Genomic DNA, 20,117 nt, shown 5'->3' on the forward strand with positions numbered 1-20,117 from the left:
ACCGAAATGAGCAAGCGACTACCTTGGACGACGAGCGAACTGGTGATCTCCTGGATGGACCCATCTTCATCGCACGACAACTCGAACGGGCCTTCACCGTTCAGGCTGACAAGGGCCTTGCCGTTACCGCCCGAGCATAGGGCCCAAATTTCTAGGCCATCGCGATCGAGAGGGATCTCAATCCTTGCCTCAGCGCTCCCGCCTCCGCTATCGGCGGCGGCCCCGTAAACTTCATGGGTCCCCTGCGTAAGTGAGTTGATGAGCCGTTCCTGCGTCAAAGTAGCCTGGTCTGTTTCGCGGCTCGAAGTGGCCCCACTAGTGCAGCTGACCAGAGTCAGTGCAGCGATGAAGACCGAGGCTGATCTGAGGGTCCGACGCATGATCATTGTTCCTCCAAGGAAAAGTCGCATTTTCCCAGCACCTTAGGTGCTGGTCACAAAAGTTTCGGTGCCAAATTTTTGGTCCAAGGTTGAAAGCAATACCCTTAACACGAGGGAGCTCTGGCTGATTATTGGCCCCCGCATAGACCATGAACTTGTTCAAATCATACCCTTGTAACGGTTTTTTGAGCAAAGTCGTACAGCATGCTTTCTCCGGTCGAGGAGGGTGCTATTGAGTGAAGAGGTTAAGCCATTTCAAGTATCCAGAACGTGCAGCAATCCTGGCTCGTGTACGGCACAGGCGCCCTAGCGGTCTTGGGTCTAGAGCAAGCCAAGAGTGTCGGTCTGCCAGTGATTCTTGCGGGCCGAAACTCTTCGCGAGTGGTCGAGCTGGCCGGCACGATGGACATCGATTACCGTGTCTCCGAGCTAAACGGTGATCTTCGTCCACTCATGGACGGTATCGCTGGTGTCATCAATCTCGCCGGCCCCTACGTCAAGACAGCGAGACCATTGATGGACGCATGTCTCAATTCCGGTGTGCACTACGTTGATGCCTCCAATGAATTTCAAGTTCACAAAACAGCGTGGTCACTCAGCGATCATGCGCGTAGTCGCGGGGTCGCGATGGTGACCGGTGCGGGTATGGGAACTTGGTTTAGTGAACTGCTCGTGAATGAGCTTGTCCGGTCACTAGGTCGAACGCCAGATTCTGCAACCTTGCTCACGCTCCCGTCCGGGGCAAGGCTCAAGAGCGCCGGAGTAGCTGCGAGTCATAATGTGGTGCTGTCTAGTCCTGGAATTTCATTCCAAGCCGGTCGTGAACACAGTGTGCGCGGCGTGGCCAGGATAAGAGAGCTGCCCGTCTGGGGCGGACACCCCTCAGGTGTCATCATTGCCACAGGAGATGCGATGGCCCTTTACCGTTCCTCAAATATCCCCAATATAACAACCATGGCGGCGATCGATATGGACACGGCGCTCTTGAAGGAGGCGTTTCCCTCCCTCGCCGCCAAAGCCAACCAGGCTGCAGTTTATCGCCCGATCATCGAATCTCCAGGGTTGAAGCCGATCCCCGAATTTGATCGAGTACGAGTGAAATTGATGGCAGAGGTAGTTTCCAGCGATGGTCGTTCCTTAAGAGGCAGACTGCTGGCTGGTTCGGGAACCGTTGCTGCGGCGGAAGTCGCCGTCGCAACTGCGCTCTTGGTCTCAGACCGTGAATTCGCCGGAACCTACACGGCCTTCCAGATACTGGGCGAGTATCCACCCCTGCACATGACTCGCCCAAGCATCGAGCTTCTGGACTAGGCAGAAGATCCCATGGCTTGCGATGATTCCCTGCTACGTCGAAGGATAAGTTCGGGTAAAACCTTCGACTGCGAGAGCTCCCAAGACATACGGCTCAATGGTTGCAAGTGCGTAAGGCAGATTTTCCCACGCATCGTTGACGAAGGAGCTCACCTGCGCGCCTGTGAAAAGGTAAACGATTGTCCTCGTAGCCATCGGGATGTCTACGTCTTTGCGCAGATTACCCTCGCCATCCGCGCGATAGAGGTAGGCACTAATAGCTTCGAGCCACGCCGGGTCTGGTAGATGAGCAACGCCAGGGAACAGCGTGGATGCCTGGGTGACTAACCGGATGCCGGCTTGAGCAATTGGCTCTGACTGGAGGAGATGCCCAAGCACATCTGACAGTTCGAGCGCTCCCGACAAGCCGTCCAAATCAGAACGGGCGAGTTTGTCCCGGAGTTCAATGAACTGTTCGTTCTGTAGCTCGATCAGTTCTTCGGCGATCTGCTTCTTCCCCTTGGGGAAGTGAAAGTAGAAGGCGCCTTGCGTGACCGCGGCTTCCTCCAAGATGTCCGCGACGCGAGCGGTCTCAAAGTGAAGCCGGGAAAAGACCTTTCCGGCCGCAACCATCAACGCCTCACGTGTTGCAATCGCACGTTCCTGCTTCGCCACCCAAGCTCCCTTCATCTCAACTTGTTAGAAATATATAGTACCTGTTCCTATGTTTCGTTGGAACTAACTGAAACTAACTGGAGTACGGGGTCAAAGGGGACGGTAACCAAACGAGGCTTGTGCCACCGCTCCGTAGTCTGTTTCAAAGCTGACCCGAATGTCAACGAGGGTGTCACCACCTATACGCAAGATACGGTCGCGTGTTAGGGTCGTCCGCGCCTCGATCCGTGCGGAGGGGGTTCGTGCGGCTCGCGCCAATGACAACTGCCGCAACCAAAGATTCGGAATACCATGGCGGTCCGTGTCTTTGGTTGTATAGACGACAAGCTGACTGAGCTGCCCGAACATCGCCATCTCCTCAAGGCACGTCAATGTGATGGAAGTGCCATCGAGCTCCTGAACCGTGCGTATTGCAGTAGAGGCCAACGGTGTCATCCACCCCTCCATGAATGGATCCGAGCCGCTGGGCTGATGGAGTTGCTCGTCAATAGGTAAGAAGCCCCAGTTTTCAGGAGAGAGGTCAAGGTCGACAGTGAAGCCTCCAACCCGAGATGTGATGTGCCACCCGCCAACCTCGTCCGCTGACTTTGTACCTTGCACTGTGATGTCGATACCTAGAATGGAAGTGATAGTCCGGGCGGGAGCCTTGACGCGAACACTCCGTACTGAACAATCAGTGAGGAGCCGGTTCATTCGCTCATTTCCCGAAGCTGCATGTCTCAAGGTCGCGGCTGTGAGTGCTAGGGCGTCGAAGGTGCTCAAATGGACTGTTCTGGGCTTACCAGACGCGTCGAGCGACCAGTCCTCCGGATAGAAAGCGGACCCGACAGCATTGAGCATTATCTGCGATGCCGATCCAGTGTCAGCGGCGTGTTCGATTCGGTGGGAAACCCGGCGGAACCCACCTCCGAAGTATCGGCCTTCGGGGGGCCCAAGAATCTCACTAAATCCTTGTCCTGACGGTCCACCCAAACCACTGAACGAATTTCTTGGATCCATATTCTTCGTTTCTTCCTATCGTGTTCATTCCGTAGCGCGAGACACAGTTAAAGCTTTTCAGTGCGCAGCTAATTGGGGGTGGCCTGTTTTTAGGTGGAGGGGTTTGTCTCCAGCCGTCGATAGCTCGACAGGATTCTCGTAGCTAGAACTGGATCACCCATCGCCGGTACATGGAGCAACCGCTCCGCAGAAGTGCTACTTGCAATCACTTGGCTATTGCGGTCAATCGAACAATCTTCATGATTGGGTGTAGAAGAGGGGATGTACCTGAGGCCGGCAGCACGAAATACGCTGACCTGGGGGTTCTGGGTTAGAGCAGCATCCACCTGCACCGGGGACTGGAACTATGCATGAATTGGAGGTCGACGCTGCAACTTTAACGCATCTGCTTGCGCACCAAAAGTCAGGCCACTCGGAGTTCTTTCATTGGTTCGCGCCTACTCGCGATCAGAGCGGGGATAACGCCTGCAACCAACGCAGTCCCGAGAGTCAGCGTAATCACGGAGACCGAGAAGGCCATTCCTGGTAGCGGGTCCCCGCTGCCGGCCAACAGGGCCAGCGATGTCAGGGAGCCTGCCAGGGCACCTGCTAGCGACAATATGGATGTTTGCAAGAGCAGCATAAGGAAGACGAATGATCGAGTTCCGCCGAGAGCGCGACGCCGACCAAAGTCTTTTCGCCGCATCAAGACCAGTCCAGTCATGACAACGGTGAGGAGCACCGCCGTGACGGAGAAGAGGGCAAGGACCAATGTTCGGGAGAAGCTGCCAAGCTGACTCTGGATAATTGCACGCAGATCGGCGAGCTCCTTGCTGGATTCGATCTTGACCTTCGTGGAGTCAGTGGCTGCAAGCACACTAAGTACTGCCTTACCAACGGCTTCCACATTCTCAGGTGCATCGACAGTGACTACGACCAAGCCCAGCGGCTGGTTATCAGTGGTGCTGTCCTGCCGCGGAACAACTACTAGAGGTTCAAATCGGTCCAAGACCTCGGGAGTTTCGATTTCGCCAACTACAGCGATGGCGGCGCCACTGTTTAATGAAATGCTGCCAGAGGGGTAGTCAAGTCCAAGCTGGGATAGCGCCTCGGGAGAAACATAGGCAAGGTCATCTGAGATGGGCTGTCGCTCAGGGATGCTGAGGGTACCGAGTTGCGTTCCGTAGGCGAATCTGACCGGAACCGGGGTCCCGTCCTCGAACGCTGAGTTCGTTACGTCTTGGGCTGGTGAGAAGCCCAGCGCCCATGTCACCCCAACAATATCCTCCACACGACTCATGACGTCGTTGAGTACTCCAGCGTCTGCTTCCGCTCTAACGACTAGTGTTCGTGTGCCGATGGAGTCGATGGTTCCAAGTACTTTCTGCTCAGATCCGACAGCTTTGCCTGTAGTGAGCATGACCGTGAACACCATGGCGGCCACCATTAGAACCGTGAGCGCTGAAACCACCGGTTGAGATCGAGCAGATGCTAGTGCCTCAAGTGCAATCGGACGGAGTGTCTTCACAGCACGATCTCGTTGTCGCACCCAGAAGCAATCTCAGGTGAATGGGTGACGATCAGCACGGTTCCGCCCGAATCGGCGTGCTCGCGGAGGGCTCCAATGACGATCTTGCTCGATGCTGGGTCCAGATTTCCCGTGGGTTCATCGGCTAAAACAATGCTGGGTTGGAATAGTAGAGCTCGACAGAGCGCGATCCGTTGCGCTTGCCCACCCGAAACCTGGCTTGGTTTCCGACTTGGATGAACATCAACTTCGAAACGGTCGAGAAGGTCCAAAGCTCTTGATGCGCTGGCTTTGCGAGGCTCACCACGGTACAAGGCTGTTTCCGTCACGTTGTCCATGACGCTGCGCGTGATATCGAGGGCGGCGTCTTGGAAGACGAAACCAAAGCGGTGAGCTCTGAGCCAGGCCTTCTCTGCGTCTGAGCGGTAACTAACCGACTGTTGCTCAACCAATATCTCACCAGCCGACGGCGTGAGCATCAACCCGAGAAGGTAGAGAAGAGTTGACTTTCCGCGTCCAGACGACCCGGTAAGTGCTGTGATCGTTCCTGGATAAAAGGATGCTGACCAGTTATCCAGAAGGCTCGATCCAGAACTATATCCGAAGGAAAGTTCCTGGGCTTCCAACGACGGTCTGATACTGCGGTTCATTGTTTTGGATCTTCTGCCGTTGAATCGCTAATTCTGCCAGGTAACCTAATCTTCGTCCCATTGTCGACGCCTTCAACGACGGACATTCCGCGAGCAGAGGCAAGGACTGAGACAGGGACAGCTGTGCCAGCCTCGTCCACGACCACGGTGTCGCCCTGGGCCGAAACTACCAGGGTCGATGTTGGAATGACCATCCCTTTGACAGGTTTTGTCAGGATTGCCTTGGAAGGCAGCACACTGCGGTCGTTGAATTTGAGTTCCCGGCATTGATCCGCGCAGATGGGACCATCATTTGCTGACTTGAGGCTCACATTGATGGTGGATGATTCTTTGTCGGCCTCTTGTCCATCTGTTACTGCGTGCCAGGTGTTCCCATTGGGTGAAGAAATCTGGACCTCAAGCCCAGCGCGCAACGTGGTTGCTTGGCTGGGGGTAACCGACAACCAAAAGGTTGGCTGGTTGTCAGTTAGACGGATGGTCTGCTCGCCGCCGGACAGTGCGGAGCCTTTTGAAATAACCGCAGAGTCGACTGTTACTCGCGCAGGAAGGGAGGGTAGAAAAATGATTTGGCCAAATTCAACCCGCCCTGTGTTTTTGGTTCCCAGACCATCCTGCCATGCTGAAATTGCGGCTACGGTGTCGTATCCGGCCTTACCGTTGACTGATCCGACAAACAACCCCAAGTCAGCGAGCATCTGTTGAACTTGGGCTACATCGTCGCCTTGGTCACCAGCACCTATCGAGCGAAACGCCGGCACATCACCTATGGCAACAACCACGGGGATTTGGTTGACGGAATACAAAACCTCACCCTGTGAGTACAGGCCGTCGCTAGATGTTGCGATGCTGGTTACGACACCTGATAGTTGATTGGCGGCGGCATTCTGCGTGTTCCATTGTGCCGTGGCGCTGATGTCGAGTGTGGAACCAACTTCCCCTGCCCGCACGGGAACATACGTGAAAGTTGAGGCCTTGATGGGATCGGGCGGAGGAATCAGAACGGTCTTGGCCGCAAAACCGATTCCGGTGCCTAATCCCAGCACAAGGATTCCGCCCGCCAGAAGGTTCCAACCATGCCTTAGCCGTCGTTCAGCTTTGGCCTCGGGAACCCTAGATGATGTGGATGTTCGGCCTGCAATGCTTTGCCGACTCGATTCCGAGCTCAACGAGTGGCCGTCCAATCGGAAATGCTCATACCATCGAAAAGCACAGAGCCGGGCGCGATCTGCGGGCAGAGGTTCTCCAGCCGCGTCATTTCTTGGTTGAACTGTGCACCGGGCAGATCGACTTTTACGTCCTTGAAAGGGTAGAAAGCGTCTGATCGCCAAGTTTCCAAGAAGACCGTCTCACTAGGCGGAGTAGAGATACGGTGTCCTTCTCGTTCCAGGCAGGGAATCACATACTGAACAGTCCAGTCATACTGGGTGGAAATTTCTGCATCGCTCCAGACCTGGGTGTACCGCTCAGGAAGTGGGAATTGCAGCTTGCAAATGAACTCCGCAAGGTCGAATTGTTGCTTTTGATCCTCAGGAAAATCAATCATTCCGAAACTGTTGACGGGGTAACCCGCGTCTAGCAAACAATCGCGGTGTACTTGGTCGGCTTCTTCTGTGCCGATGAAGCGGACGGGAGTGACGGGCGGTGGATCGGAAATATGGTAGTACTCAGCCCAAGTCTTTGCCGTTTCCTGCAAGTATGACTGATCCGTATCGAGAACTTCTGCTGGTTTCTCTAGTTCAGCTGAACAACTCGCAAGCAAGACTGCTGCAACGAAGACAACAACGCTTCTACCGATCCACCGCTTCATCACCTTGTCAATCATTAGCCGCAGCTACCGCCGCCACTACCTACCGTGCCCGTCGTTGAGATTGTCCACGTTCCACCGGGCGTTTGGTGCTTTGCCTGGTGATATCCTGCGGATGACCAGTTGAATGTACCGCCGCCGGTTACGTAGTGTCCGACGGCAAAAGAGGACGGGCTGCCTGCTGTAGTCGTGTTGCTGGTGACAATCACACTGCGGTTGGCCTGGCACTCTGTATAGCCCCGCTTCTCGCCGATCGCAAATGCCGATCCAGCCGCCAATCCGGTCGCTGCAAGGGCGAGCACAGCTGATGTGCCGAGCACTAGAGCCCGCTTACGAAAATTACGCATGTTTTGTTCCCCAATCTGTTGTAGTACCAAGGCAAGAGTTCAATGATGGTGATGAAAATACCCGGGTATTTTCATCACCATAGTGATGTGTCAGCAGCGTTGTCCAATCTCTCAGCAAACATTACGAACGGTTTGTTTTGGCTTACCTAGTGCGAAAGCTTGGTAGCCCTGGCAGATTTCAGCCTCGTGTGCTTTGCCCTAGTTGGCTTGATTTTTGTCAAAACTGGCCGACTTTTCAATCGACTTCAGTTCACAGCGAGCATGAAAACGCCACTACTTTTACATACAGCTGTAACGGTTTTCTGTGGAGTACTCACAAGTGGTCTCGGCTTGGGTACCTGATTACTTCCCTCGGTGAGATTCCCAGACTCCTCACATGATCCACCGATCACGTGGGGCTTCTTTTTGCCCCCGAGGCACCGCCGGCACAGACTTTGATTCTCACCAGCCGCCACCGATGAGAAAACACGACACGGGGGTCCGTCCCGCACTTCTCCTGAAAACCGTGAGGCGATTGATGTGTGCGCCCCTTTAAGCGGTCGGACTTTGGCCCTTTCCCCTGACACATGAGGCAGTTCATGCAGTGATGCCCTGAGCACACGTCATAATGGTCTTTCGACATCACAGCAACTCTTGGGGGACTTCACCATGCCTAAACCGCTCTACATAACGCTGCTCATTGTGTTGCCCCTCTGCCTTGGTGGAATCACGGGTAACGGCGCTGTCACCTTTTTCACGCTTGTCCTGGTTCTGATCTCCAGTCCGATCATCTGGAAGATCCGCAAGCGCCGCTATTTCAACTCAGAGCAGTTCCAGGGGCTACGGACGGAGGTTGCCTCCGTTGTCGCCGAGCACAACGAAGTAGTGAGCTACGTGGCCGAGATCCGATCGGAGGGTTCGTTCGAGCTGGGAGCGTCCTCCACAGGCGAGTATGCGCATTTGGCGACGTTCGAGAACAACTCGGCTTGGAACAATCGGCGTGACCGCAACGTGGCCGAATATGAGCCGCACGTGCACAACGGATCCCTCCAGATTGTGCGAAGCGCCAGCGTCGACCCGATCAAGTACCTCATGAAGTACTTCTCCATCAAGGCTGACCAGGAGACACTGGCTGACGTCCAGCGCGTTGCCGAAGACATCTCGCGGTTGGAAGAGGCTGTCGCCAATGTGAAGGGCCGCGAGGCGGAGATCACGGCGAGGATCAATCCGCCCGCGTTCATTCTCAAGCGCTACGCTGACGATTTCTGGAATCAGGTCGGTGTCCACCTCTCGCCCATTACGGTGCCGTACCCGCATTACAAGTTCCAGTACACCTCCGCGGGAGGCAACAGTGGCCAGGCAACGAGCATCAAACTCGATGCCCGCACTCTGGAAGCCCTGTCTGCGACGCTCGTCGAGAAGATCCGCTGGGCGAAATCGGCGGCCGGACAACGCGCGCTGATGACTGCTCACCTGCGCGGATGGATCAAGGCCCGTGACAACCACACCTGTCAGAACCCCGGGTGCGGCGTTTCAGTGGCCGCCGAGCCGCACTTGCTGCTGGAAGTTGACCACATCATGCCGGTGTCCAAAGGCGGTCTCAGTATTCCTGAGAACCTGCTGACACTGTGCTGGCGCTGCAACCGCACCAAGGGCGCAAAGGTGGTCGTGTAACGCACTGGCCGCCGAGGGGCGGGTTGGAGAACATCACTTACGGTCTGTACCGCATACCTCAGGTCAGTTGAGTGGACACCTAGGGGTTGGTCGGGACAACGGATCCCTGCCAGCCCTGTTTTTGGGCCCGAAGGGTCAAAGTTCCACTTGATCAACCATCTGGGTCAAGGTCGCGCCGCACTTCGTCGGCCGGCATCGGACAACGGTGCCCCGCACGAATGTCCTTGGCGTTCTGGGCGACGGCACAAATCTGAGCATCACAGATGTAGTGGTTCATCTTGACGATCGGCGGCAGCTTCATGCCGGCCAGGCGCTTCACGGTATCTGATGTCGGACGATTGAGTTCCTTGTCCAGTGTCACCTTTACCTGGGCAGCAAGAATTTCGCGACGCAAGGTATCGAAGACCTGGTCCCTGTTTTCTGGGTCGTATGCTCTGCTGATTGCCATCGTTGTCCTCCCTGGTGCTTACATTGTGGCGTGTTGCAGGGTGCCGGTCCATAGCTCCGGGACGGTGCCGGGATAGATCTTGGAGGCGGCAGCCGCATCCAAGATCTTGATGGTTCGCTGGTGAACGTCAGGGTATAGCCTCGAGATCTCATGACAGTGTGACTTGCAAGGGCGGCGACAGAGTCTTTTTTAGGAGAAACTTGACCATCTGCAAGCCCATTTTTGACCCGTTTGCTGCGCAACCGTGGCCAGAAATTGGTCACAGATCTTCTGGCTCAGAGTCCCGCAAGCCGGCGTGATGGGCAGTGGGAGTTGCGGGTGCACTGTGGGTGCAATTTGTACAACACTGGGCAACAATGGGTTGATTATGGGCTACGAGCTTGTCTGGCAGGCACAGGGCTGATCCGGCTGCTCCATAGCTGAAGTCCGATTGCCAGCACCCAGGATGTGCCCAACGAAGAACGCAGCACCAACTCTCGGCCCTGATAAACTGAGCTCTTCCTCATCCAGTGTTCCCGAAGAGTCAAAATCCCCCTTGCTCAACCATCCAGGCGAAGGTCGCGTCTCACTTCGTCGGCCGGCATCGTCTGACGGCGCCCGCATGAATGTCCAGGGCCTGCTTAACAACGGCACAAGTTTGAACATCACAGGAGTAGTGGGTCATCTGTACTATCGGCGGCAGCTTCATGCCGGCCAAGCGCATGACCATCTCGGATGTCTCACGCTTGAGTTCCCTATCCAAGGTAACTTTCAGCCGAGCGGCAAGAATTTCGCGACGCAAAGTATCAAAGATCTGGTCCCTGTTTTCTGGGTCATATGCTCTGCTGAATGCCATCGTTGTCCTCGTTGCTGGTTCCAAGGGGGCGTGCGTCCGTGTGGATGTTTATCGCTAGCTGACTTCGCGAAGGATCGCGGTTATCGCCTCGAGAGCTTCTGGATCCACTAGTTCCAGAGATTGTTCGGCAAAAAGGCACACCTCGGCGAGCCGTAGCCTCCTTAGCCGACTCATTTCTTCCCAAACCGGCTCCGGAATCGCACCGTCTTCCCGGACTAAAAAGTCTGGGTCGATACCGAAAACTGCTCCGAGGGCATGGAGGCACTCTTCTGGGACAACTTGTTCCTTGCCAGCTTTAAGGAGTTCCCATCTGGTACGTGAAATGTAATATCCCACTGCTTCCAAGGCACAATCACGTACATCCTGGTATTCAAACCGCTTACCAGAGTCGGTCCCGATCGTGTCCAGAAGGATGTTGACCTTTCGAGCAAGAACGTCGGCGGGTTTTGATCTCAGTGGCTTGGCCCGCTGTAGACCCTCACCGATGTGGGGAGTCCGAATCTGGTCCGGAATCGTAGTGGCCTGCTCGCCATCGACGGCGGCCAACTCCCTCTCGAGACACGCTACAAGTCCCTCGCTGGTGAGCCAGTTCTTGCGGTGTGCCTCCATCAGGTACTTCAGGAGCTTGACGAGAATTTCATTCTGTTCGACGTGATTCATCCGTTGACCTTATGCCGCTTCGATACTCAATCCGGGACGCCCGAATATTCACACCTCCGATCCTGAAGTTTGGACGAATCTAGAATGGAGACCTATTGCTCGTAAAAGGACGCATACGGACAGGAAGCGTTTATGCCAAACGGCACCTCGAACCTGAACCCCCGCGTGTCGCACCGTAGCTCGTTCCCATGGGCAGATTCTTCACCGCTCATGCGGCCATGTCCCGAGTTTCCATATGAACCAGCCGCTACCAGGGTGACGGGTCGGCGTCTTTGTCATCCATGAGCGTGTCCAACACCGCTGAGTGCCGTTGGATGACGCCTTGCACCCGCTCCCCACGACCTATTTGATTCGCGGTCACGGAGCGCTCAAACATCGGTCGGAGCGTCTTGCCGCTTTTCATCACCGTATCCAGGAACCTGTCGTAATCCGCCGGAAGGCGTTTCAGGCGCTGCACTTCAGCTTCAAGTTCATCCCTGGCGGCCTGAGCCGCGATCTGCGACCTTCGCGCACCGTCGAGGGCTCTCTGAGCAGCTTCGGACTTCTGAGCCATCTCAGCGCGTTCCAGTACGATGGCGAGTTCACGTCGATCAATATCTGCCTCGCGAGCGGCCAGAACCGACTGACCAGCTGCAATGCCCTCCTGGCGAGCCTTCCGCCGCAGCTCAGGCAGGCCATCCAGTTCAGCATCGGCCTGGTTGTGCTTCATGTGGGCATCCGCCAGGAGACGGCCTACGGCAGCATCTCGATACTTGTGGTCCTGTAGGTCCATGTTGAGCCGTCGCCGCCCCAATTGAAGAGACTCCTCGCCTTGGGCGATCTCGGCTAACTTGTCTTGGGTCTCGATGTACTCTTCTTTCCCCTGGCTCGACATGCTGCGAGTCGGATCGACTTTGAGCTCGACGGGGTAGCCAAGATCGTGCATCCGCTGACGGAGTCCAGCCTGATACTGGCGCATCTTCCGGCTGCCGCCAATCTGTTTTCCACTCTCGTCACGCACCTCAGGATGACTTCCCCACATGCGGGAGGCATCAACACGCAGGCTGCCGTCGTGCTTAGGGTCCGGCGCGAACGTGTCGGCCATTGCTTGGACGTGAGGGGTGGCCTCATCGAAGTTGATGTCGAATCCATGGATGGCGTCGATGCCGCCGGTCAGTACGTCATTGCCGAAGTACGTCAACGCGTCATTGAAGAAGCGGATTGCCTCATCACGGTCACGAGTTATCCAGCGGGACTTCGTCCGGGGATTGCCCTCCCGATCCAGTTGATGGACCCCATCTTTGTCCACCACGGGATAGAAGCCTGGTACCTCCACGCACATCGACTTAGGCAAATGGATGACGATCAGAGTTGTCTCGAACGACCTGGTGCTGATCTTGCGGTGAACTCCATTTATACGAGCGTCGCCGTAGTCCAGTACCTCCTCTTTCGTCTTCGGACGCCGGAACCCTCCAACACCGTCGTTGACCATGGCGATGTTGCTGTGCGTGTCGGCAGCAACGATGTTGGGGTTTGCTGCGGCGAAGTAGGCAGCCGCCTGGGGATCGAGCTCCCGCATCGACTCATGGAGCAAAGAGGCCCGGTCTGAGCGTGTGCCCTCTGCACCGTGCCGAAGGTGACGTACGTCAGCGCCGACCCTGCCGTTGTTCTCACTCACTGGTCACCACCAACCCGCACAGTGAGCCTCTGCTTCGCGCTCCCGGTGCGTGCGGTAGTACGCCACCACGGTGTTGGGAGCCTCTGGCTACGCCCCTCCCAACACCATGGCGTCGCAGAAATTCTGCTGCCTTGAGCCTCGGCTTCGCTCTCAAGGCAGCAGAATTTCTTTAGCGCCATAAAGACAATATTTTCGTGCCTCGAATATTGTCTGGCGCCCTGCGGGTCTCGCCCACTGCGTGGGCAAGCAAAAGCCCCCATCAGCTCGCGCTGAGTGGTGGTTTTGCCAGCCGTACAGCTACGCGTCACCCCACTGGGCTGCCGCTTCGCTGAACGAATCTGAGCGTCAAAGTCGGGACGCTCAGCATCCGCAGAATCCACAAGCGCATTTGCGGTGATCACAAGCTCGGCCACTCGGTCAGTCATTGTGCTGCTCCCTTTTCTTTGTATGCCGGTGCCCATCCAAGTTTCTGGGCAGGTTGGTTAGGCCGCCTTGGCCTCGGCTGTGGCGGCGTGCTCAGCTTCAGCTTTGTAGCCGGCTACGCCGGCAGCACCCTTCTCAAGGTCTTTGGTGGCAGCCGCGATCACGGACTTGGGGATGTCTGCGCGGGGACTAGCGAGACGAACAAGGTCCTCAAAGCCCTGGCACTGGTCCCGCAGGCTCAGGCTACTCAGATAGGCGTCCACACTGCTGGCGTCGTCGGCTCCGGCATGAAACTCGGCAATATGGATCCGGTGCTGGACTCTTTTGAAGAACTCCATCTCCAGCTCGACGTCCTCAAGCATTTGGGCCAGTTGCTCCTCAGGTGTCCCCTGGAGCCCATAATCGTCAATGAGGAACACCCGTGCATCTTCGGCGGTCAGGTTCTCGTCAGGGCCGTACTTCTTCGACGCGAAGCCAGCGTCCTGGATATGCTTGGCAACGGCACGTTCGCGGCCAGAAGCAGGGCCGGAATATCCAATCGCCATGGCAATGACCACAACCATGTTCCTACGCTCCGTTTCTTCTTCTTCAAAGCGCTGTTGTGTCTTGTACTCCGGCGACTCATGCAGTTCACGCTCAGCTTGTGAGCGCGACCTTGCTTCGTCTTCCTGCGCCGCCTTGTCCGCCTCATGCTGGAGCTGTTCGGCTGCGGCCTGGGCCTGCTGGTCCAGCTCTTCCTGTGCAGCACGAATGGAGGCTTCACGAGCCGCCCGCTCGCGCTCTTCTCGCAAGGCATTGTGGTTTGCTGCCTCGGCATCGTCAGCGGCGAATTTCTTGAAACGCCGCTCCAACCGTTCCCAATAACTCGGTCCCTTGGCCAGATACAGCGAGGTGTAGTCAGTCTTCACCTGCCGTTCTGTCAGCACCCCGCTCAAGACTTGTCTGGCCAATCGCTCAACCAATGTGGTCTTCGTAGCCTTCTCGGGATCAATGCCGTCCAGTTGGTTTAGGGCATCGACCTCAGCCCTCCACCGTTGACATCTTGTGGAATAGAGCATCTCGTCGTCGCCGTAGCGGTGCTTGCCCTTGGCCTGCTCGTTGGGGTGCTCATGGGTCAAATACCGGGCGGCGCGGGTCAAAGCGTGCTTGCCGGTGTGGGGCTTGCCCGGCTCGTAGTGCTCGATGTAGAGAATGACTTGGACGGCCTTCCTAAACTTGCGCAGCACCGCCGACTTAGTTTGGGGCGTTCCCCGGAAGTAGACGAAAAGGTGACCATGGGTCTTGCGGCCCGGGTCAGCGTCATGGACCATGGCGACAACGTCAGCCGTTGGGTTCTCGGTGATGAAGCGCTGGAGGTCTTCACATGTGAGGAAGTCCGACACAATGGAGAAGCCACGGTGGCGGCGTTCGGTGGTAGGTACTTTCTTGAATGTTCTGGCCATGAGATGAATCCTCGTGTTCTCTGAAAGCCCCGGTTACTGCCGGGCTTTCTTCGTTATTGGATTGCAATTCGGACGTTGATGGCAAAGTGGCGTACACAGTTTTTTTGAGCTACACAGTTTCTGGGGCGTTTTACACAGTTTTTCGTGGAAAAACTGTGTAGTCCGGAGTGTTGAAGAACCGCACAGATCCAAAGAATATTTGTCCTTGGTAGGCAATTTGCGTACACAGTTTTTCGGCAGTCCAATCAAGTCGCACGGGACGAGCGCACGTACAAGTGTTGAGATACTAGGCACTTTTCGCACTTGACTCAAAAACGTGCACAGTTTTTGGGTCCCTGAAAATGGAGAGCCTGGATAGGTTGGCCGGGACAGGCCAAAAAAGATATACACAGCGCACAAGCTGCGGCCTGCCTTGATGCTTCACTCACCGTCACCACCGTCCGGGGCAGACGTCAGTTGTACCGTCAGGTTCTGGTGCATCTCTGTGTCAGCTTCAGAGACATCCTGAAGCAGCTGCGCGAGGACTGCATCCGTCGCCGGTGACGGTTCATAGGAGAGAAGACCCACCTCTTCGCGGAGAAGCTCGCTGACAGCCGTGCGCAGCAGGAGGAGATCGCGCAGACGTGCCATGGTCTCGTCGATCTCCGTCGGGCGGCGGATAGAGCTTTGAAAGTAGACGAAGCCATCGGCATAGTCCCTGGCGTTTCCGTGTGCGGTCATGAGGCACCACCCAGGATTACCGCAAGGCGTTCTCGTTGTTCTGGTGAAAGCGGAGGAAACGTGGCAACTACGCGGGCGATGACAGCAGCATCATCCTCGGCCACTTTCGAGGCTTCATTCGCAACCGCAGGGTTCAGTTGCTCGACCGACTTGATCGGGCGCTCATATTCAGCAAGGTCGGCACTACGGGCCCGAGTTCCGTGCATGGTCTGCGCGGCAGGTAAATGACCACAATCTTGGCGGTCGACTTCCACTCGACGACTAGCCGTGTGCGGGTAGTTCCTGGTGATCGCACCGAAGTTATTGAGCGGAAGATCGTAGTCGTCGAGTCCATCGACGGTCGTTGGGGTTAAAAGAGCAGCATCCATCGGAAGCCTCCATTGTTGGAGATCTTCCGGTTCCCCACCACGCTTCGGGTGCTTTGACCGGCTACATATCTGGGTGAAGAAATCCCGTGCTTCTAAGTCACGGCCCCAGCGGGATTCATTTAGGCTCGAAGAGTATCACAAAATGGAGTGTTTCTCCCGAATGAATTTTCATTTTCGAATATGCCATTAGTCGCCAACGGTGGCGGCAGTAGGGTTTGCCGGCCTGTTGGTGGTAATTCTCAAAAGCGATGAAGTGCGCGGGTTCCTGCTCAACATCATTCGTGCGGCCCTGAGTTTTTAGACACCACCGAGATCGGAGAGCCGGGACGAAGGCCATGCAATCGACATCATCGTACCGCTGCACGACCCACAGTGCGCAGCCCCACAGGTCCAAGCGCGGACGTCGCAGCACCATGACGGCCACGCGCGGATCCGTGACGGCGGAGATCGCGGTGGTCCTGCCAGCCATCACAGCGCTTTTGGCGATGCTACTGCTGGGCGTATCCGCCGGCATGCTGCAGCTGCGGCTGGAAGAGGGAGCCAGGGCCGGCGCCAGGGCCCTGGCCCGCGGTGACGCTCCGGCCCTGGTTCTTGACCTCGTTTCGCGGGTGGCAGGGGAGCAGGCCAGCGTTTCTCTGAGCAGTTCCGGCGCCTACGCCACAGTCACTGTTTACGGGAAGGTGGACGGGGTTCTGTCAGGCCTGGTTCCTTGGATGCAGTCGGCCCAAGCTAGTGCCAGAGTTGAAAAGGCAGAGCCCACGGCTTTGACACAACTCATCGTGGCATCCGCGCCACTGCGGGGGACTGGAACGATGGATTCGAAAACATCATTGTGGAGGTGGGTCAAGGCGCCTCATTGCCAGTTCAGTCCAGCAGCCCTGTGCGCGGCCACCACCATTGGCCAGTGGGGTGGGCATCATGACTACGGGTGAGGAAGGCGCCGGGACTGTGTTGGCCGCGGCGCTGGCGCTGGCACTACTTTTGCTGACTGCCTTGGTGCTGTGGCTGGGCCAAGCCGCCGCCGCAGCAGGGAAGACTGCAACAGTAGCGGACTTGGCTGCCCTCGCTGCAGCTGACGCGTACAGGGGGCTCAGCACGGGCGTTCCCTGCCAGATCGCTGCCGAAGTGGCGGCACTCCACGGCGCCACATTATTGGAATGCAGGCTCTTGGGGACTGGCTCAGTCCAGGTGAAAGTGGCCTTCCAAGCACCCCTGCCATGGCCAGCGCACGGACAGGCCAGGGCTGGGCCGCCTCCGGAGCCGGCAACCCCGTGACTGGCGGGATGAGGATCCGCTAAGGAGCGTTGTTGAGAATGACCTTGAGCAGCGAAACGGCACCGGCTTTGTCCAAGGGATTGTTTTTGTTGCCGCACTTCGGGGATTGCACACAGGACGGGCAACCGGAGGGGCATTCGCAAGCCTGAATTGCTTCCATCGTGGCCCGCAGCCAAATCCGCGCCATATCGAAGCCGCGTTCGGCGAAGCCGGCCCCGCCGGGATGCCCGTCATAGACAAAGATTGTTGGTTGACCGGTGTCGGCGTGCATGGCTGTGGATACCCCACCCACGTCCCATCTGTCACTGGAGGCAACCAGCGGCAGCAGGCCTATCGCCGCGTGTTCAGCAGCATGCAGGGCACCCGGAAATTGCGGTTCCACAAGTCCGCCGGCAAGCATGGTGGCGTTATCCAGGGTAAACCAGACGGCTTTGGTGAAAAGGTCCCGTGCCTCCAGTTCGAGGGGTTCTTCACCCAGAACCTCGTTGGAGATGAGCGCCTTGCGTTGAAAGGAAACCACTTGGGTGCGCACCTGGACAGAGCCAAAGTGCATCTCGACGGGCCCCCACAGCTCATGTTTGCTTGATTCGAGCACCTCAATCTGGGTGACGTCCCTGGCCGTGGTGTAAAAGTCGGGGGTGCCCCGGCGGACAAGTGCGCAGTGCTCGGCCTCGTTGAGTTCAAGAACAACGTAATTTGTCCCTTGATGGACGTACACGGCGCCGGTGTGTGCTTGGTAGTGGGACTGCGGTGAACCCATGGTGCCCAGCAGGGCGCCAGTGTCAGCCTCAATGATGTTGATGGGGCCACCGCCGTCGTCACGAAGACTCACCATGGCGGCAGCGCTTTGGGGATGCGTCCAGAACCAGCCGGCAGGGCGCTTGCGCAAATATCCCTGAGCCACCAGCTGGTCAAGCAATGCTGGGGTGCTGGCATCGAAAATGGCCAAATCTTGGTGTGTGATGGGTAGCTCGGCAGCCGCCGCACACAGATGCGGGCCAAGCACATACGGGTTGGACGGGTCAAAGACGGTGGCCTCCACCGCCCTGTCAAAAATGGCCTCGGGGTGGTGCACCAGGAAGGTGTCCAAGGGGTCGTCGCTGGCCACGAAGGCTGCCAGCGCGTCCTGGCCAGCCCTTCCCGCACGGCCGATTTGTTGAAAGAACGACGCCCGGGTGCCCGGCCAGCCGGCCACCAAAACAGCGTCCAAACCGGAGATGTCAATGCCCAGTTCCAAGGCCGAGGTGCTCGAAATTCCCAGCAGATCTCCGGCGCGCAAGGCCTTTTCCAGCTCCCTGCGTTCCTCCGGAAGGTAGCCGGATCGGTAGGCGGCAACACGAGAGGGGAGGCTGACGTCCACGTCGTCCAGGAGCCGTTTGGTCACCGTGGAGATTGTTTCGGCGCCCCGCCGCGACTTGATGAAGGCGATGGTGCGCACGTGTGAGGAGACAAGGTTGGCCAGCAAATCCGATGTTTCGGCAATGGCCGTACGCCGGGACTTGGCCCCGTTTTCGCCGGCAAAATCAGTCAGCTCCGGCTCCCACAGGGCCACAGTGGTGGCTCCGTGCGGTGAGCAGTCTTCGGTGACGGTCGTGACAGGGGCGCCAATGAGGCGGGCAAAAGAGGTGCCGGGATCAGCCGAGGTGGCTGAGGCGCCAATGAAAGTGGGGGAGGACCCATAATGGGCGCAGATGCGGCGCAACCGCCGCAGCAATACCGCAACATGGGAGCCAAAAACGCCTCGATAGCTATGGGCCTCATCGATGATGACGAACTGCAGGCGCTTGAAGAAGCGGGCCCACCAGGTGTGGTTGGGCAACACACCAAAATGGAGCATGTCAGGGTTGCACAAGATGAAATTGCTGTGATCGCGTATCCAGCGCCTGTCGGCCGGGGCCGTGTCGCCGTCGTACGTCGCTGCACGGAGGGTGGGCAGGTGCAGCGAGGTCAGTGCCGCCAGCTGGTCGGCTGCGAGAGCCTTGGTCGGTGACAGGTACAGCGCCACGGCACCCTCGGTCTCCAACAGGCCTGGGTTTGCGTTCACCCTCAACTGTGCCCTGTGGACAGCGTCTAAGGCGGGCAGCTGGTAGGCCAGGGATTTTCCTGAGGCAGTGCCGGTGGCAATAACAGTGTGCTGGCCGTCATGGGCTGCGTTGGCTCCCTGAACTTGGTGGCGCCACGGCTGGGCAACACCCAGCAATGAGTATGCGCTGACCAGGTCGGGGTGGACCCATTCCGGCCATGGCTCGTTGACGGCTTGCCGGGCCGGGATCCTGCGCACATGCTGCAGTTGGGGCGGGTTGGTTCCCCGGCCCAGAAGCGAGATCAGCGAATTGTTGGTTGACACTTCATCATTGTGCCACCGCTGGCCAGTGTGCCTCGTTGATGGGTTGGCCATGCTGCCGGGTGGCCGGGCCATGATGCGGGCAGGACATGCCGGATGAGACTCCGGCAGGGTCATGCCCGCATGGCCAGCTAGGTCATGTGGTAACAATCGATGCGTTGAAGAGCAAATGTCATGTCCACGGCGAATTCCTGTTCCTATAATTACGCTCATGATCATCTTCCTGATTCGAGCAGCAATTTACGTGGGCACCTCAGCACTGGGCCTCTTGGTTGCGGCCTGGCTGCTGCCCGATTTTGGCCTTGAATGGAGCGGATTCCTTGTGGCAGTGGTGGTTTTTGCCTTGGCCCAGTCCATCCTGACGCCCTTCATTGCCCGCATGACCAACCGCTACGTCCCTGCCGCACTGGGCGGAATTGGCCTGATTTCAACCTTGGTGGCCCTGTTGTTGGCGCAGATGTTCCCTGGCGGGCTGCACATCAGTGGATTTACCACCTGGATCATGGCGGCCCTTTTGGTCTGGGTAACCACCACCCTGGGTGCGATCTTCTTGCCCTTGATCTTTTTGAAGAAGCGGCTGGCCGGGCGTGCTGCAAGGACAACAGCTCCACTGGTTCGGCCCTAAGGCAAGCGCGCCCCC

Annotated in this window: 18 protein-coding genes and 1 pseudogene; 6 read left to right on the plus strand and 13 right to left on the minus strand. The window is 57.4% G+C overall.

What is annotated here, in order from left to right; all coding sequences use genetic code 11:
- The first annotated feature begins 668 nt into the window (after nucleotides 1-668).
- Nucleotides 669-1,691 (plus strand): saccharopine dehydrogenase NADP-binding domain-containing protein, encoded by a 1,023-nt coding sequence (locus tag CVS27_RS00780; RefSeq protein WP_279325094.1) that lies wholly within the window; start codon nucleotides 669-671, stop codon nucleotides 1,689-1,691.
- A gap of 33 nt (nucleotides 1,692-1,724) precedes the next feature.
- Here CVS27_RS00780 and CVS27_RS00785 read toward each other — a convergent pair whose 3' ends face one another.
- The 6 genes from CVS27_RS00785 to CVS27_RS00810 form a co-directional block, all read right to left on the minus strand.
- Nucleotides 1,725-2,345, minus strand: a complete 621-nt coding sequence (locus CVS27_RS00785) for a TetR family transcriptional regulator (RefSeq protein ID WP_165788224.1) — start codon at nucleotides 2,343-2,345, stop codon at nucleotides 1,725-1,727.
- A gap of 90 nt (nucleotides 2,346-2,435) precedes the next feature.
- Nucleotides 2,436-3,344: an AvrD family protein gene (locus CVS27_RS21595; protein WP_133162844.1), complete on the minus strand. Its 909-nt coding sequence runs from the start codon at nucleotides 3,342-3,344 to the stop codon at nucleotides 2,436-2,438.
- Between the two features lie 403 nt (nucleotides 3,345-3,747).
- On the minus strand, nucleotides 3,748-4,758 hold the full coding sequence (locus CVS27_RS00795) for an ABC transporter permease (protein WP_243400000.1): 1,011 nt from the start codon (nucleotides 4,756-4,758) through the stop codon (nucleotides 3,748-3,750).
- 89 nt (nucleotides 4,759-4,847) lie between these two features.
- Nucleotides 4,848-5,501, minus strand: coding sequence for an ABC transporter ATP-binding protein (locus CVS27_RS00800; protein ID WP_103463841.1), 654 nt, complete (start codon nucleotides 5,499-5,501; stop codon nucleotides 4,848-4,850).
- Nucleotides 5,498-6,448 carry a peptidoglycan-binding domain-containing protein gene (locus CVS27_RS00805; RefSeq protein ID WP_133162845.1) on the minus strand — a complete coding sequence of 317 codons (951 nt, stop codon included), beginning with the start codon at nucleotides 6,446-6,448 and terminating at the stop codon, nucleotides 5,498-5,500. Before CVS27_RS00805 ends, CVS27_RS00800 begins: the two co-directional genes overlap by 4 nt.
- Nucleotides 6,449-6,663: 215 nt before the next feature.
- Nucleotides 6,664-7,323, minus strand: coding sequence for a hypothetical protein (locus CVS27_RS00810; RefSeq protein ID WP_133162846.1), 660 nt, complete (start codon nucleotides 7,321-7,323; stop codon nucleotides 6,664-6,666).
- Nucleotides 7,324-8,300: 977 nt separating this feature from the next.
- On the opposite strand from CVS27_RS00810, the gene CVS27_RS00815 reads away from it, so the two are divergent.
- Nucleotides 8,301-9,305 carry an HNH endonuclease gene (locus CVS27_RS00815; protein ID WP_103463844.1) on the plus strand — a complete coding sequence of 335 codons (1,005 nt, stop codon included), beginning with the start codon at nucleotides 8,301-8,303 and terminating at the stop codon, nucleotides 9,303-9,305.
- Between the two features lie 151 nt (nucleotides 9,306-9,456).
- Here the strand turns inward: CVS27_RS00815 and CVS27_RS00820 are convergent, their stop codons facing one another.
- From CVS27_RS00820 to CVS27_RS00855, 6 genes are all read right to left on the minus strand, one after another.
- Nucleotides 9,457-9,753, minus strand: a complete 297-nt coding sequence (locus tag CVS27_RS00820; RefSeq protein WP_103463845.1) for a hypothetical protein — start codon at nucleotides 9,751-9,753, stop codon at nucleotides 9,457-9,459.
- Between the two features lie 889 nt (nucleotides 9,754-10,642).
- Nucleotides 10,643-11,248: a hypothetical protein gene (locus CVS27_RS00830; RefSeq protein ID WP_103463847.1), complete on the minus strand. Its 606-nt coding sequence runs from the start codon at nucleotides 11,246-11,248 to the stop codon at nucleotides 10,643-10,645.
- A gap of 247 nt (nucleotides 11,249-11,495) precedes the next feature.
- A complete protein-coding gene (locus CVS27_RS00835) occupies nucleotides 11,496-12,806 on the minus strand; it encodes a hypothetical protein (protein ID WP_103463848.1) in 1,311 nt (436 codons plus the stop codon).
- A gap of 581 nt (nucleotides 12,807-13,387) precedes the next feature.
- The gene (locus CVS27_RS00845) at nucleotides 13,388-14,770 is read right to left on the minus strand and encodes a hypothetical protein (protein WP_103463850.1); all 1,383 of its coding nucleotides are present in this window, start codon (nucleotides 14,768-14,770) and stop codon (nucleotides 13,388-13,390) included.
- A 420-nt stretch (nucleotides 14,771-15,190) separates the two neighbouring features.
- Nucleotides 15,191-15,490 carry a hypothetical protein gene (locus tag CVS27_RS00850; RefSeq protein WP_103463851.1) on the minus strand — a complete coding sequence of 100 codons (300 nt, stop codon included), beginning with the start codon at nucleotides 15,488-15,490 and terminating at the stop codon, nucleotides 15,191-15,193.
- Entirely contained in the window at nucleotides 15,487-15,858 is a 372-nt protein-coding gene (locus tag CVS27_RS00855; RefSeq protein WP_103463852.1) for a hypothetical protein, read from the minus strand. Before CVS27_RS00855 ends, CVS27_RS00850 begins: the two co-directional genes overlap by 4 nt.
- 196 nt (nucleotides 15,859-16,054) lie before the next feature.
- Here CVS27_RS00855 and CVS27_RS00860 point away from each other — a divergent pair.
- The 3 genes and pseudogenes from CVS27_RS00860 to CVS27_RS00870 all read left to right on the plus strand — a co-directional run.
- A pseudogene (locus CVS27_RS00860) lies at nucleotides 16,055-16,159 on the plus strand (DUF4244 domain-containing protein); the annotation flags it as partial.
- Nucleotides 16,160-16,193: 34 nt separating this feature from the next.
- Nucleotides 16,194-16,790 (plus strand): TadE family type IV pilus minor pilin, encoded by a 597-nt coding sequence (locus tag CVS27_RS21165; protein ID WP_243400001.1) that lies wholly within the window; start codon nucleotides 16,194-16,196, stop codon nucleotides 16,788-16,790.
- The gene (locus CVS27_RS00870) at nucleotides 16,777-17,133 is read left to right on the plus strand and encodes an Rv3654c family TadE-like protein (RefSeq protein ID WP_103463854.1); all 357 of its coding nucleotides are present in this window, start codon (nucleotides 16,777-16,779) and stop codon (nucleotides 17,131-17,133) included. Before CVS27_RS21165 ends, CVS27_RS00870 begins: the two co-directional genes overlap by 14 nt.
- A 19-nt stretch (nucleotides 17,134-17,152) precedes the next feature.
- Here CVS27_RS00870 and CVS27_RS00875 read toward each other — a convergent pair whose 3' ends face one another.
- Entirely contained in the window at nucleotides 17,153-19,480 is a 2,328-nt protein-coding gene (locus tag CVS27_RS00875) for a DEAD/DEAH box helicase (RefSeq protein ID WP_103463855.1), read from the minus strand.
- A 208-nt stretch (nucleotides 19,481-19,688) separates the two neighbouring features.
- Between CVS27_RS00875 and CVS27_RS00880 the strand changes: the two genes are divergently transcribed.
- A complete protein-coding gene (locus tag CVS27_RS00880) occupies nucleotides 19,689-20,102 on the plus strand; it encodes a phage holin family protein (protein WP_103463856.1) in 414 nt (137 codons plus the stop codon).
- The last annotated feature ends 15 nt before the right edge of the window (nucleotides 20,103-20,117 follow it).

Source organism: Arthrobacter glacialis (assembly GCF_002909445.1).
In the GTDB taxonomy this organism is placed as follows: domain Bacteria; phylum Actinomycetota; class Actinomycetes; order Actinomycetales; family Micrococcaceae; genus Specibacter; species Specibacter glacialis.